Annotated in this window: 13 protein-coding genes and 1 pseudogene; 9 read left to right on the top strand and 5 right to left on the bottom strand. The window is 50.4% G+C overall.

The annotated features are described in order from the left end of the window. Positions 1-15: 15 nt before the first annotated feature. Together E7745_RS05260 and E7745_RS05255 are read right to left on the bottom strand one after the other, a co-directional pair. A complete protein-coding gene (locus E7745_RS05260; RefSeq protein ID WP_123400387.1) occupies positions 16-1,641 on the bottom strand; it encodes a S41 family peptidase in 1,626 nt (541 codons plus the stop codon). 141 nt (positions 1,642-1,782) lie between these two features. Next, positions 1,783-2,244, bottom strand: coding sequence for a dCMP deaminase family protein (locus tag E7745_RS05255; RefSeq protein WP_123400389.1), 462 nt, complete (start codon positions 2,242-2,244; stop codon positions 1,783-1,785). A 432-nt stretch (positions 2,245-2,676) separates the two neighbouring features. On the opposite strand from E7745_RS05255, the gene E7745_RS05250 reads away from it, so the two are divergent. The 5 genes from E7745_RS05250 to E7745_RS05230 are packed head-to-tail and all read left to right on the top strand — an operon-like array spanning position 2,677 to position 7,268. Then, entirely contained in the window at positions 2,677-3,564 is an 888-nt protein-coding gene (locus E7745_RS05250) for an META domain-containing protein (protein WP_160631765.1), read from the top strand. Between the two features lie 7 nt (positions 3,565-3,571). Beyond that, positions 3,572-4,762 carry a Xaa-Pro peptidase family protein gene (locus E7745_RS05245; RefSeq protein WP_124076119.1) on the top strand — a complete coding sequence of 397 codons (1,191 nt, stop codon included), beginning with the start codon at positions 3,572-3,574 and terminating at the stop codon, positions 4,760-4,762. 59 nt (positions 4,763-4,821) lie between these two features. Next, entirely contained in the window at positions 4,822-6,261 is a 1,440-nt protein-coding gene (locus tag E7745_RS05240) for a CCA tRNA nucleotidyltransferase (RefSeq protein WP_136408442.1), read from the top strand. Positions 6,262-6,309: 48 nt separating this feature from the next. Continuing rightward, positions 6,310-6,645: a 6-carboxytetrahydropterin synthase gene (locus tag E7745_RS05235; RefSeq protein ID WP_136408441.1), complete on the top strand. Its 336-nt coding sequence runs from the start codon at positions 6,310-6,312 to the stop codon at positions 6,643-6,645. Positions 6,646-6,686: 41 nt separating this feature from the next. After that, positions 6,687-7,268, top strand: coding sequence for a radical SAM protein (locus E7745_RS05230; RefSeq protein ID WP_136408440.1), 582 nt, complete (start codon positions 6,687-6,689; stop codon positions 7,266-7,268). Positions 7,269-7,274: 6 nt separating this feature from the next. On the opposite strand, the gene E7745_RS05225 is transcribed toward E7745_RS05230, so the two are convergent. Genes E7745_RS05225 through E7745_RS05215 form a run of 3 tightly spaced genes read right to left on the bottom strand, consistent with a single transcriptional unit; the run spans position 7,275 to position 9,644 of the window. Then, the gene (locus E7745_RS05225; protein ID WP_168182016.1) at positions 7,275-7,682 is read right to left on the bottom strand and encodes a PH domain-containing protein; all 408 of its coding nucleotides are present in this window, start codon (positions 7,680-7,682) and stop codon (positions 7,275-7,277) included. 4 nt (positions 7,683-7,686) lie between these two features. Further along, positions 7,687-8,634 (bottom strand): hypothetical protein, encoded by a 948-nt coding sequence (locus E7745_RS05220; RefSeq protein ID WP_124076117.1) that lies wholly within the window; start codon positions 8,632-8,634, stop codon positions 7,687-7,689. Between the two features lie 2 nt (positions 8,635-8,636). After that, positions 8,637-9,644: a radical SAM protein gene (locus E7745_RS05215; RefSeq protein WP_136408438.1), complete on the bottom strand. Its 1,008-nt coding sequence runs from the start codon at positions 9,642-9,644 to the stop codon at positions 8,637-8,639. A gap of 557 nt (positions 9,645-10,201) precedes the next feature. Between E7745_RS05215 and E7745_RS05210 the strand changes: the two genes are divergently transcribed. The 4 genes and pseudogenes from E7745_RS05210 to E7745_RS05195 all read left to right on the top strand — a co-directional run bounded on the left by E7745_RS05210 (position 10,202) and on the right by E7745_RS05195 (position 14,846). Continuing rightward, positions 10,202-11,425, top strand: coding sequence for an IS4 family transposase (locus E7745_RS05210; RefSeq protein ID WP_124076696.1), 1,224 nt, complete (start codon positions 10,202-10,204; stop codon positions 11,423-11,425). Between the two features lie 103 nt (positions 11,426-11,528). Beyond that, a pseudogene (locus E7745_RS05205) lies at positions 11,529-11,624 on the top strand (7-carboxy-7-deazaguanine synthase); the annotation flags it as partial. 1,023 nt (positions 11,625-12,647) lie between these two features. Next, complete coding sequence (locus tag E7745_RS14800) at positions 12,648-13,127, top strand: hypothetical protein (RefSeq protein WP_168182013.1); 480 nt, start codon at positions 12,648-12,650, stop codon at positions 13,125-13,127. A gap of 186 nt (positions 13,128-13,313) precedes the next feature. After that, positions 13,314-14,846: a bifunctional UDP-sugar hydrolase/5'-nucleotidase gene (locus E7745_RS05195; RefSeq protein WP_136408436.1), complete on the top strand. Its 1,533-nt coding sequence runs from the start codon at positions 13,314-13,316 to the stop codon at positions 14,844-14,846. The last annotated feature ends 10 nt before the right edge of the window (positions 14,847-14,856 follow it).

Genomic DNA, 14,856 nt, shown 5'->3' with positions numbered 1-14,856 from the left:
TGGAAGCTTTCGCAATTAATATCTTGTCTCCTTGACCGGAAAAGCCGCCTTGCCGGAGGCGAGAGCCTCGACTCCGCTGACAACCGTCGGGTCAAGTTCGTTGAACACCTTGAAATAGCCCTCTACGCCAAGCACATTACGGACTATCATGGCTTTCAGTTGATTAACAAGCAGATCACGGGAAATGTTTATGTAGTACCAGCGGGGAGCCACACCGGCCTTCTGCGAGTAGCTGACAAAGTCCTGAAGCAGAGTGTCATCGTCAGGGAGCATGCGCAGAAGAGCAGCCACATCGCCTGACTTTTCAAGCCTGTCGCGGTTTCGGTCGGTATAGTCGAAAGTATATTTCTGAATCAGACCGGCATTGACTACGTTGAGATAATACGACGTGATGCCGGCAGTGTCATTCGGGACGAAAATGTCAGGCATGATGCCCCCGCCGCCATAGACGGTGCGTCCGTGCATGGTCTCGAAGGCAAGCGACTTGTCGAGCTTTATGGAATCGGCGCTGTAGAACTCGCCGTGTTCGTAGCGGTTGATGATATCGCGGTCATAATCCGTTCCCGGAGCGTAGGCCTTCTGGATGCAGCGCCCCGACGGAGTGTAGTAGCGGGCTATGGTCAGACGCAGGGCACTGCTGTCAGGCAGTTCGATCTGATTCTGAACCAGACCCTTGCCGAACGAGCGGCGGCCTATCACCAGTCCGCGGTCATTGTCCTGGATAGCACCGGCGAAGATCTCGCTCGCGCTTGCCGAGACCTCGTCGATCAGAACCACCAGCTCGGTGTTGAGCAGCGATCCGGAACCGTCGCTGAACGTAGGGCGGTCATCGGGAGCGGTCTTTCCGCGCATACTCACTATCGGCGAGCCGGCAGGCAGGAATTCATTGGCCATCAGCACGGCGGGCTCCATGAAGCCGCCGCCGTTGCCGCGGAGGTCTATTACAAACTTCTCGGCCCCGTCGGCCATAAGGTTGACAACCGAGGTGAGAAATTCGCTGTAGGTGTTCGACCCGAATTTATTGATCTTGACATAGCCGGTCTTCGGAGCGATCATATAGGCGGCGTCGATAGAGGTCACAGGGATGTCGCCGCGGACCACCTCGAAAGGAAGAATCTTTTTCGACGTGTGGCGTTTGATGCCGAGCTTCACCACACTTCCCTTAGGCCCGCGCAGCGAAGAGCGCACCTTGACATCGCTCCATTTCTGTCCGGCCACAATGGTGTCGTTGATGCTCACAATCTTGTCGCCGGCAAGCAGACCGGCCTTCTCCGAGGGTCCGCCGGAAATCACCTCAAGCACATTAATGCTGTCGTTGAGCAGATTGAACGATATGCCGATGCCTGAAAACGAGCCGCTCAGCTCCTCGTTGACGTTCTGAAGGTCTGCGGCGGGGATATAGACCGAGTGGGGGTCGAGATGTGAGAGCAGCCCGGCAAACGAAGCCTCAAGCAGGCTGTCGGGGTCAACATCGTCGACATACGAGCGGTCGATTATTTCCAGAATCGTGTCAAGTTTGCTTCTGGAATTCCATCTTGCGGAATTATTGAAAAAAGATTTACCGATCCACATTCCGGCCACGAGAGCCACTGCAATGGCAAGCGGCATCCAGACGGATGTTTTCTTAAGACGGTTGTTCATAGAAGGTTTTTACAAAAAAATTAGCTTTTTGATGTTTTTATCTTATCAGAGACAATGTAATAATGTACGAATAGCAATAAGAGGTTGTCAAAAAAACAACGGCCTCTAAGTATGGGCCGGCGTGGAGCAGGCGGCTAATTTCTAAACGCCGTCAGTCTCGCAGGCATCCGATATATGGCAGCATTCCACCCCTGCACGGCGCAGCAGATCTATGCCGTCGGTGATGCGGTAGAGTTCGTTGAACACCACCCTCTTTATTCCGGCCTGGATGATCAGCTTCGCGCAGTCCAGACAGGGAGAAGCGGTAACATAGAGCGTCGAACCCTCGGCAGAGTTGTTTGAGCGGGCCACCTTGGTGATGGCATTGGCTTCGGCGTGGAGCACATAGGTCTTGGTCTGACCGCTCTCGTCCTCGCAGACATTCTCGAAGCCTGCCGGAGTTCCGTTGAACCCGTCGGAAATAATAGTGCGCCCCTTGACCATCAGCGCCCCGACTTTCCGCCGTTCGCAATAGGAATTCTCGGCCCATATGCGGGCCATGCGCAGATAGCGTCTGTCGAGCAGCTCCTGCTTGCCGTTATGTTCCTTGCCGTCATGTTCCATAATCGGTCGATTTATTCAGTGCAAAGATAGTGAGAATAATTCTATTAAATCACATTTCATCGCAAAATATAACACATCCGTCCCAAAAATGTGCACAAAACATAGCCACGTAATCCTTTAAACGGTCAGATCATCGCTTAAAAGCAAACGATGCCAGGATTTGTCAGACAGATCTTTTTTTTTGCAAAGGGTTATGTAATTATCGCGGTGGCCGGGGGCGTTGGCGGGGAAAGATTGCCTATGTGCGGGAAATTGATTACTTTTGTGGTGTAGTTAGATCAGGCGCGGTGGCGTCTGACTGTTGTCAATTCTTCACGGAGGGCGCACAAAGTCGGGCTTTCGGATGTTTAATCTCTAAAACCCGATGGGCTCCCGAAGTTGTAGCCGGAGTTCCCGAACGTCCTTCCGAAATTCAAAAAAACATATATGATTATGAAATCTGTTTCTCTGTTAGCAACCGCCATTTCAGCAACTTTGCTTATGTCAGGCTGCAATGTATTCAAAAAAAACGGCACTACCGTGGATAGCGAAAACGCAAACGTAAAGACTACTACCGTAACCGGACAGCCGAAACCGGCATCTGCCGAAACTCTGATCGAGCCTCTGCTCGGAAGCTGGTCTGTCACCACTATCAACGGCGAGGAGGTGAAGGTCAACGGCGACAATCATCCCGAAGTGACTTTCAAGGCTATCCCTGAAGCGAAGACCGCCATTCTGGTGATCGGCTTCAACGGCTGCAATTACCTCAACGGTTCATGGATTGTCAAAGGCACGAAGCTCAATCCCAACGGCGAGTTTATCACCTCGCTCAAAGCTTGTCCGGACGCGCCTTATGAATTCGCTTTCAACCAGGCTATCAACCAGGTGGCTTCCTACAGTGTGATCGACAACAACTCCATCTCGCTCAATTCCGAATCAGGCACGGCTCTCATGACTCTCCGCAAGCGCAATCTATCGTTCCTCAACGGCGCATGGCAGGTGACTACCATCAAGGGTACTCCGGTTCCTGCCTCGACAGCCATCAAGGTGGTGATCGATATTGACGAATGCAAAATCCACGGCAATGCCGGCTGCAATATTCTCAACGGCACCGTGGTCATCAACCTCGACAAGGGCGACGGCATAGAGTTCAAGGATCTCGCCACCACCCGCATGACCTGCCCTGACATTGCCACCGAACAGTCATTCCTCGTGGCTCTCGAAGAGGTGGCCACATGCACTGAAGGTGCATCTGCCGACCAGGCTATCATGAAGGATTCCGACGGAATGCCGATGCTGACCCTCATCCGCATCTCTCCCGACCAGCTCAATGAAGAATAGTCCGATAATGAAACCCATAGACATCAGCCATCTGCTGCTCCTCACTCCCGAAGAGCAGCAGATGCGCATTGACAGGGTCAGGGTCCGGATGGCTGCCGATCAGCTTCCGGCCATGCTGATTTCTGACAATGCCAACAAATACTATCTGACCGGACGTGTCTACGCCGGATACATCTATCTGCCTCTGGAAGGTCCGGTCATCTATTTTGTGCGCCGGCCGGTGGAACTCGAAGGCGACGGTGTGGTCTATATCCGCAAGCCTGAAGAGATAGGCCAGACTGTGGGGCTGAACGTTCCCGAAGCCATAGGCCTCGAACTGGATGTGCTCCCCTACTCTACGGCCATGCGCCTGAAGAGCGTCTTTCCGCAGAGCGAGCTTAAAAACGCCTCTGCGGTCATGCGCCAGGCCCGCGCGGTGAAGACTGCCGGTGAGATCGACATGATACGCCGCTCAGGAGTGAAGCATGTCCATGTCTACAGCCGCATCCCTCATCTCTATCAGCCGGGCATGAACGATCTTGAGCTTCAGGTGGAGATCGAAAAACTCAGCCGTCTGGAAGGTTGCCTCGGCCAGTTCCGCATCAGTGGAGACTCGATGGAGCTTTATATGGGCAACGTGCTTGTGGGCGACAATGCCGACTTCCCCTCGCCCTACGATTTCGCAATGGGAGGCCAGGGCATGGACCCCTCGCTGCCGGTGGGTGCCAACGGCAACACCATCAAGCCGGGCAATACGGTGATGGTCGACATGAACGGCAATTTTGACGGCTACATGACCGACATGACCCGTGTATTCGCCCTTGGCAATGTCGATCCGCTGGCTCTCAAGGCCCATCAGTGTTCAATCGACATCCACCGCGAGCTCTGCGCCATGATGCGTCCGGGAGCCGAGGCCAAGGCGCTCTATGCCAAGGCCGAGGAGATGGTCAGAGAGTGCGGCCTGCACCCCTACTTCATGGGCCACCGCCAGCATGCAGGCTTCATAGGCCACGGCATCGGCATAGAGATCAACGAGCTTCCGGTGATCGCTCCCCGCTCGCGCGACATCATCGCCGCAGGCAATGTGATAGCCCTCGAACCGAAATTCGTGATTCCGGGCACAGGTGCCGTAGGCATCGAGAATACCTATGCCGTCAATGACGACGGCATTGAATGCCTGACCCCGGCCCCTGAGGAGATTTCCTATTTCGACGTCTGAGCGCCACAGCCTGCCTCAGCTCCCCCTCCCCACCCACTCACCACAGCCAACCCCTGAAAATGCAATCTTTAGAAGATATAGTAAAAAAAATCGACCTCCCGCTCTTCCACTCCATCGGCGAGGCAGCCGACTCGATCAGCCGCCCCTGCTATGCCGTGGGAGGATGTGTGCGCGATCTGTTTCTTGACCGTCCGTCAAAGGATTTCGACTTTGTGACCGTGGGAAGCGGCATCGAGCTGGCCGAGATAGTGGCCTCGCGCCTCGGCCGGGGCACTCACCTCAACGTGTTCCGCAACTTCGGCACCGCGCAGGTCAAGCGCCACGACACGGAACTCGAATTCGTAGGCGCACGCCGCGAAAGCTATGACCGCAACTCGCGCAAGCCGGTGGTCGAGGACGGCACTCTCGAAGAAGACCTCTCGCGCCGCGACTTCACCGTCAACGCTTTGGCTCTGTGTGTCAACCGCAACGGCTTCGGGCAGCTCGTGGACCTTTTCGACGGACTTGGCGACATGGAGCGCCGTATTCTGCGCACTCCGCTCGACCCCGACGTCACTTTCAGCGACGATCCTCTGCGCATGATGCGGGCCATCCGCTTCGCCACTCAGCTCGATTTCACCATCCTGCCTGAGACCTTCGAGGCCATACGCCGCAATGCCGAGCGCATACGCATCATCTCAAAAGAGCGCATTGTCGACGAGCTGATGAAGATCATGCACTCCCGCCGCCCGTCAACCGGCTGGGATCTGCTGCTGAAATCAGGTCTGCTTGCCATCATCTTCCCAGAACTGGCGGCCATGAAGGGGGTGGACGTGGTCAACGGTCGCGGCCACAAGGACAATTTCTACCACACTATGGCCGTGCTCGACAACGTGGCCGAGAAGAGCGACGACGTGTGGCTGCGCTGGGGAGCGCTTATGCATGACATAGCCAAGCCCGTCACCAAGCGCTGGGACGAAAAAATAGGCTGGACCTTCCACAACCACAATTTCATCGGTGCCAAGATGGTGCCGCGCATTTTCCGCCGCATGAGGCTCCCGCAGGACTCCAAGATGAAATATGTGGCCAAACTCGTAGAGCTCCACATGCGCCCCATAGCACTGGTGGAGGACGAGGTCACGGATTCGGCTGTGCGCCGTCTGATCCACGACGCGGGCGATGACATTGAAGATCTGATGACCCTCTGCGAGGCCGACATCACGTCCAAAAACCAGGAGAAAGTGCGCCGGATTCTCGACAATTTCGCGCTTGTGCGCCGCAAGATGGTAGACCTCAACGAGCGTGACCACATCCGCAACTTCAAGCCGCCGGTCGACGGTACCGAGATCATGGAGACCTTCGGCATTTCGGGCGGTCCGGTGGTAGGCCAGATCAAGAGCGCCATCAAAAATGCGGTGCTTGACGGCGTGATCCACAACGACCACGAAGAAGCCCGCGAACTGATGCTCCGTCTTGCCGCCGAGCAGGGTCTCTATCCGGTCAGCGGCGCCAAGAAATAATTTTTCAGAGTTACTTAAGAGAGTTACTTCAAACAGAGAGAGTTACTTATGTACTATATCACCAAGCGATTCGAACTTGCAGGCTGCCACCGCCTCGAACTGTCATATGAAAGCAAATGCAGCCGCCTGCACGGCCACAACTGGATTGTGACTGTCCACTGCCGTTCGCGCCAGCTCAACGCCGACGGGATGGTGGCCGATTTCAGCCACATCAAGAAGCACATCACCTCTTATCTCGACCACGGCAATTTCAACGAGCTTCTCCCCTTCAACCCCACGGCCGAGAACATTGCCCGCTGGATCTGCGAGCAGATTCCCCACTGCTACCGCGTGGACGTGCAGGAAAGCGAGGGCAACGTGGCAAGCTACGAGACTGACGAATAATCCATTCCCCACCAACACTCCCCTACCACTACTCCATTTCTATGAGCTACCGGATAAACGAAATCTTCTATTCGCTTCAGGGCGAGGGCTACTTCACGGGCACTCCCGCGGTGTTTCTGCGCATGAGCGGCTGCAATCTGAAATGCGGATTCTGCGACACCCGCCACGAGGAACACACTCTGATGAGCCCCGCGCAGATTGTAGAGGCAATCGGGCAATATCCCACACGCCACATAATCATCACCGGAGGCGAACCCTCGCTGCAACTCGATCAGATGCTGGTCGATCTGCTCCATGACGAGGGCTGGTTCATACAGATCGAGACAAACGGCACCAATCCTCTGCCCGAAGGGATTGACTGGGTGACTTGTTCGCCGAAGCAGGGCCATGGGGGTGAGATAGCCGTGCGCCTGCGCAACATCGACGAACTCAAAGTGGTCTACGAAGGTCAGGATGTCGAGTCCATAGCCAACTCGCTTCCGGCCATGCACTATTTCCTACAGCCCTGCAGCTCACCTCGCTACGACGGCGGTTCGAACACGGCTGCAACCGTCAGCTACATCCTCGCCCATCCCCACTGGCGGCTCTCGCTACAGACCCATAAGCTGATCGACATACAGTAGGCAGCTTTATAATCGGAGCGTTACGTCAGGATTGATCGCCTTGACAAGATCGATAAATCCCTTCCTGTCATCAGGCGAAATCACCACAGCCTGACGGCTCCCTTTGTAATAGACCGCAATCCGGTCAGATGACGCCGCCGGGGCTGCCGACATGCTGCCGGTCGATTCTATCACGGTGATTTTCATTATATCCACTTGCCCTAATCTGAGCGGGCCACATCTGATCAGGAGTTTTTGATCTGTCACTACATAACTTATTCCAAATGTCACAGACCAAAGAATGGCCCCTGTAATGACGGCAACCCCAAGCATTATCCACGAAAACGCATAGAAAAGCGGAAGCCCGACCGGCAACGCCACGATCAGAAATAGCGCCACAACTACCCACAGGTCAATCTTTGATCTGAATTTCATATAATTATTCATTATTTAAGTCCAATAGATCTGATTCAATCTGCTTGTTGACATTTAATCTTACTGTATCAATTAAACGATCTATGTCTATATCCTTAACTTCATCTGCAAATATTTCACTATAGACTTGAATAACATTATCAATAGCTTCCCGACATTCATTTTCATTAAGATTTATAACTTTATCGCCATCTTCATCCGATGAAGATAAAAGCCATATATCAAATTCTTTATCCCAATTTAAATGTAATCCTGCGACAGAAACAGATGTGTATGCAGCCATATCTACAACAATTGTGAATCCCGCAACCATATTAGCAGCTACAAAAGCCGTATACATACCAGCAACATGTGAAATTACAGCAACAGCAAAATAGAATAATGCCACAAAGACTCCAACGGCAATAGAATCTACAATAGCATCGGGATCTTCAACACCTAAACTCAAAAGAAATAATTTTTTTTCTTCTCGGTTCAATACATCATAATTCTCTTCTATTTGTTGATACAAAAAGCCTTTATTTTTCATCTGATATAGGTATGCTTTTACATCACCTGCATCTATCGCATTCATAATATCATCATCCGCAAATGACTGAAGTAATCTTTGTAAACCAGTATCTAATATAAGAATATCATCAATATTACCACTAATATTATTTCCACTGCGACTACACAAATATCTTGATGGATTTTCAATCATTTTTTTTGCAAATGATCGATCTGATATTATTTGATCAACAATATTCGCATAATAAACATATGATTCATATTGTTCATCCGATAAATGAATACTTATTGCAGCTTGTTTCCCTATTACTCTATTATTAACTTCTGTCGTGAATCGATCTAAATCATGATCAGCATATAATCCTGAACAAGAACTTCCTACTAAAGAACTTGCGACCGACCACACTACTAATCTTTTTACATTTTTATTCGGCGTTTTCATTTTTATAGCTGTCTAATAAGAAAGGAAAATTTAAGCATCACTATTGAATATACCTCTCCATAATATTTTTTTGCCGCATTTAAATAGAGAGGATTGGTAAATATGCATGCACAATAAAAACATGTATGAGCAATAACATGACACTCAGGGATATCAATATTTAATTTTTCACCAATAAAAGATAAGATTTTCCACGGACCAGATACAAACAACCATATTTTTAAGAAGTCATCAAACTGGGCAATATACTGGTTGTACAAATTACCAAATTCTAAATCTCCCAAGTTAAAGTATGGAATATACAAAACTGGTAATCCACAACAAGATAACATTTTACCTTCAGGAGATATTGTAATCCCATTAAATATATTATGGCATCTTTCTTTAAGAAAATATGGTACATTTTCTTTTTTATTCCGAAATAATGATAGGCTTTCTTCTGTAAAAGGCATCCATAAACCAGGGGCTATATGTAGTTTAATATTTTTATTTCCATGTAAAATTAATTTAACATCTTCATCTTGCAATATATTATTCACCCCAAAATTACGTCTACTACCCGACTCGACATTAACCACCGTCAATATATCTAAAGCCGTTGCTGCATGGATTACATTTTTTATGTTTTCAAACGGAATAAATATTTGATGCTCATCACCAGTACTGATATTTAACTCAGCTAATCCCGCATTCTTACATCTCTTTAGAACACTTATAGCCGCATCTTTAGTTTTCGCCCAAAATGCATTTGTAACAACCCTGCAAATTAACTCTTTATCCGCAATATAATTTATTAACGAAATCAAATATGGCAGATCAATAAAACATTCTCCTCCTGTTAGAACTACCACTTCAATCTCATTAAAGACAGAAATAACTTCATCAATATATTTTTTTGCAATATTCAAAGGCATTTTTTCAGACCTATTTGGATTACACTCAAAACAACAATTTGCACATGACGCAGTACATTTATAAGTTGTAACCAGAGAGAGACTTTTTACTTTCATTGTGTTTTTACTGATATATTTTTCTGCAAATATATTACATACTCAAATAATTCACAAATAATTTGAAACTTTATATCTCTAAATTATTACTGTCCGCTAAACTTTTTTGAGGAATTAAAAATTTAGGACTGATTCTTGCTAATACAAGCGATTAAAGTCGATTTCCATTTGCATGAGTCAGCTCTAATTGGTTATTTGGGTATCGCCAAACAGTCCATGAATAACCATGCCCAAAAGTAGTAATTTCTTCGGACAGCCAATATATGGTCAGTTGATAAAATCACGGTCACGTGATTTATGGTTTAGCGGACAATAATATCTCTAAATATGGCAACCACATCGAAATCCACCAAAGTCACAACGATTTAGGCACCATCAAATTGACATAGCCTTAACAATCAAGGGAATAATACCAATCTACAAACATAAAAGACATGCTTATAATTATTACTGTCCGCTAAACTTTTTTTGAGCGATTGAAAAATTAGGGCTGGCACCTATTGCAGGAGTCAGCCCTAAATGGTTATTTTGATGTCGCCAAACTATCTTAAATAACCATGAGTAAAAGTAGTAATTTCTTCGGACAGCCGACATATGGTCAGCTGATAAAATCACTTGATCGTGAAAAAATAGTTGAAATCAGCCGAAAACACGGCGGAGAGAAGTATGTCAAGAGCTTTGACGGCTATACGCATTTGCTTACGATGCTATATGCTGTCATACAGCGCTTCGATTCATTGCGTGAGATAGAGACTTCTATGACAGCCGAGGTACGCAAACTCCATCATGTAGGCATTGACACTGTGCCCAGGCGGAGCACCTTGTCGGATGCAAATGCCAGACGTTCAGAGAAGTTCTTTGAAGATGTATACCGCGACTTGTATGCAGCCAATAAAGACATTCTTTCCTCGGACAGCCGACGCAATGGCACGGAAGAGTGGATAAGACGGCTTAGAATCATCGATTCCACTACAATCACGTTGTTCTCCAATGCTATTTTCAAGGGTGTTGGCCGTCATCCGAAGACGGGAAAGAAGAAAGGCGGCATCAAGGTACACTCGGTCATACATGCCAATGAGGGCGTTCACTGCGACGTGCAGTTCACTTCGGCAGCGACCAATGACTCCTTCATGCTTGCACCGAGCCATTACAGCCACAACGAGATAGTAGCACTTGACCGTGCATATATCAACTATGCCAAATTCGAGGAACTGACGGATCGAGGGGTGGTATATGTAACCAAAATGAAGAAAAACCTCAGTTATGAAATACTTGTGGACTGTATGCACCAGAATCCACAGGGACTGATGGAGTACCGTGAACAGGTCGTAGTGTTCCGTAAAGACGGCATCAACCACATTGCAAGAATAATCACATACGTTGACATTAAGAAAGGCAAGAAGCCAAAACTTATATCGCTTCTCACCAATGACTTCGACATGCCTCTGGAGACAATCGTGGCCATCTACCGTCGCCGATGGCAGATTGAGTCGCTTTTCAAGCAGATAAAGCAGAACTTCCCTTTGCGATACTTCTATGGCGAAAGTGCCAATGCCATAAAAATACAGATTTGGGTAACGCTCATAGCTAATCTGTTGCTCTCGGTCTTACAAAGCACCTTGCAAAGGCGTTGGAGCTTTTCTGGACTGGCTACAATCGTCAGAATTGTACTGATGTATTATCTGAATCTCGAAAAGTTCCTAAATCAGCCCGACGCTGACTTGAAAATCATGCTCGCAGAGGCCTCGGAATCCCCTCCTGAAGATCCCGAAAACTGCTGAGGGGGCTTGTCAAATACAAAAAGTAAGCCCAACTTCTGCTGTTCAAGAAGTTGGACTCACCCTTTTATGGTTTAGCGGACAGTAATAGCTTATAATGATATTTAGCGGCTCGAACACGGCCGCGACCGTCAGCTACATCCTCGCCCATCCCCACTGGCGGCTCTCGCTACAGACCCACAAGCTGATCGACATACAGTAGGCAGCTTTATAATCGGAGCGTTACGTCAGGATTGATCGCCTTGACAAGATCGATACAACGACTTTTAAGAGTCGTGTTTACTTTTGATTTATGTTAAGATTTAGAGAATATTTTCGAGTCAATTTTTAGATTTTGTGAAAGAGTTATGGGGTTCCATAATGACTGAACTAAAGCCTAAAATTGGTCGAAAAGAGCTATAAAGATTTCATAAAGTTAAAAAATATTTTAATTATTAGCATTCCATCCGGGGCGGTAAATCGGTGTCCTCGTCCGGACACCACATGCTGGAGGGGATCGCAAACCCGTGACACCTGCGCGCTGTGCGCTGCGGTGTCACGGGCTACGAGTAAACCGATGTCCTGACGGACATCACCATCCGGTCTCAGCACGCGCAGCGTGACCCGGACAGATCCAAAGGCAGCGCCAAACCCGGCAAGACAGGGTCCGGATGGTCACACAGGCAACGGAGGACGGCGGCAAGGCGGGGGACGGACGGGCAGCGGGCAGCGGGTGTCCGCCAGGACACCGATTTACTCGTAGCCCCCGACACCGAAGCGCAACGCGCGCAGGTGTCGGGGAGGAAAGACATTCAAACAAATATGGTGTCCGGTCGAGGACACCGATTTACCGTTCCGAATGGACCCGCAGGCAACGACAGGACCAGACAACGCCAATTCAGAATGACAACACCGGGCCCGGACCGCTCACGGTCAGCGCGTGTCCGCAAGACGGGGTCCGGACGGCCACGCAGGCGACGGGTGTCCGATAAGGCGAGTTTCGGATGAGATGGTGGCTTCCATAAAAGTCTCGAAGAGACTGAGTTTTCGAAACCCCAGGGTAAGCGAGAGCCCAAAGGGCCGAGCGGTGCCTGGGGTATTGGTGAGAAAGAGACTTCTGCCTCGGAGAGGCTGGTTAACGGCAACGGGGGACTATGTTTTTTGCCCTCTCCCGCATTATCGCACTAAAACGGGGGACAGAGGTGATTATCTTTGCGGTAAACTAAAAGTCAAAATTTACTGCGCTATGAAAAAACATACACGAAAGCCACTCTGTCCGGTATCAAAAAACTTCTATTCCACTATCACAGACCGCGTAAGAGACTCTCTGAGGAGTGTAGGCCGTGAGGATGCCGCGGAGGCGACTATGGGCTGCATTGACCGTTATATGGCTGACGGCACTCTGCCTCCGGGCGGCTCAGACGCCGCTACAATTCTGGTTTTCAACCTGCTGCGCATGGAGATTGACAAGGCTCTCCAGCGTTCACGCCGTGCACGTCAGCGCGCCGCCGAAAGAGTGGCCGATGCCGCCCGAAAACACCGTGAGCCCGCAGCCGTTGCGGCAGTGTCTGCCCCCGCAGCAGCCGAACAGGATGTTGACTCCGATGATGCCGAGGACGAAGAACCGGAGCCGTTCAGACCGCGCAACCGCCGCGAACGCCGCCTTTACGAGCAGGAGGTGCGCCGTGCGGCAAACAGGCTGCGCCGCCGTCTGGCCCGACAGTAAGCACCCCTACGGAGCGCCCCGAAGTCTTTCGCCGGCCATGATGATTTTTAGAGCTCGTTTAAAAACAACCTCTTGCCTCCGGTATTCAAGGATTTTTGCTAATTTTGCCGATGCGTTTTGCGGGAGTGAGAAACTTTTGCGAAGTGCCGTTTGTAATGTAATTTAGATATTATATCAATATAGCATATGAAACTCAACAGATTACTGATAGCGTGTGTCTTAGCGGCCCTCTTCGGCGTGAGCAGCTGCACGAAGAAAGACGATTCGGCCAACCGGCTTGTGATTCTCCACACAAACGACACCCACTCGGCCATCGACCCCGACCGCCACAACCTCGGCGGCGTGTCGCGGCGCGATGTGCTGATCGACAGTGTGCGCGGCGCTAATGAAAACGTCATGCTGATTGATGCCGGCGATGCAGTGCAGGGCTCGCTCTACTACACCCTCTTCGGCGGAGAAGTGGAGCGCAAGGTCATGAACGCTATGGGCTATGACATACAGATTCTCGGCAACCACGAGTTTGACAAAGGCATGGAGCAGCTCGCCAAGGAGTGGAAACAACTCAACGCCGTGCGCCTCAGCACCAACTATGACTTCAGCGAATCGACCCTCGAAGGCCTTTTTGTACCCTCGATGATGAAAAAGATCGGCGACAAGACCGTGGGGTTCATCGGCATCAATCTTGATCCGGCGGGAATTGTGACCGAGTCGAACTACACCGGTGTCAAATACATCGACGGCGTAAAGGCTGCCAACGAAGAGGCCGCCCGGCTCAAGAAAGACGGCGCCGACATGGTGATTGCCGTGACCCATATCGGCTATGACAACGAGCCCGGCTACAGCGACCTTGACATCGCCAGAAACTCACGTGACATCGACGTGATCATCGGCGGTCACTCCCACACGGTGATTGACCCGGCCGACAAGCGCGCCGGAGTGCCCGCCTGGAGAGTGGCAAACGCCGCCGGCGACACTATCAGTGTGCTGCAGACCGGATCAAGCGGTGTGAACCTCGGCGAGATCGACATCAACCTTGACACCAAGGAGGTCAGCGCCAAGCTGATCTCCGTTGACAGCCGTCTGGACAGCCGCGTTGGCTCGAAGATCGAATCAATCGTGGCCCCCTACCGCGCCAAAGTCGACTCGATGCGCTCGCAGGTGATAGGCAACTCGCCTTTCGAGTTCGAACGCAAGTCGACAGAGATGCTCAATCTGCTGAGCGATTTCGTCAAGATCCGCGGAGAGGAAATCTGCGGAAAGCCTGTCGACCTGGCCATCATGAACAAGGGCGGTATCCGCAACTCACTTGCCGCCGGCCCCATCACCCAGGGCGAGATCATTGACATCGCTCCGTTTGACAACTCTATAGTAGTCATCGAGATCAAGGGCCAGGATCTGATAGACAACTTCGGCATCATGGCCGCGCAGGACGGCAACGGAGTGAGCGGCAATGTCAAGGCGGTCTATGATCCCTCGACCAAGGCTGTCAACAGCGTGACCATCGACGGCAAGCCTATTGACCCGAAACGCAGCTACCGCCTTGCCACGATCGACTATCTCGCCGCAGGCAATGACTATATGGAGCCTCTGAAAAAGGGCGTGACTCTCGCCAAGAGCAATGAGGTGCTCTATAAAATACTCATCGACTACATCTCGGCCGGGAAACTCGACAAACTGCTGTCGGCTCCTGACAAAAAGGCCCGCATGACAAGTTTCTAAAAAATTCCCT

This window comes from Duncaniella sp. C9, assembly GCF_004803935.1.
In the GTDB taxonomy this organism is placed as follows: Bacteria; Bacteroidota; Bacteroidia; order Bacteroidales; family Muribaculaceae; genus Duncaniella; species Duncaniella muris.
The sequence above is the reverse complement of the archived record's forward strand: the minus strand, read 5'-3'. Positions and strand labels throughout refer to the sequence as shown.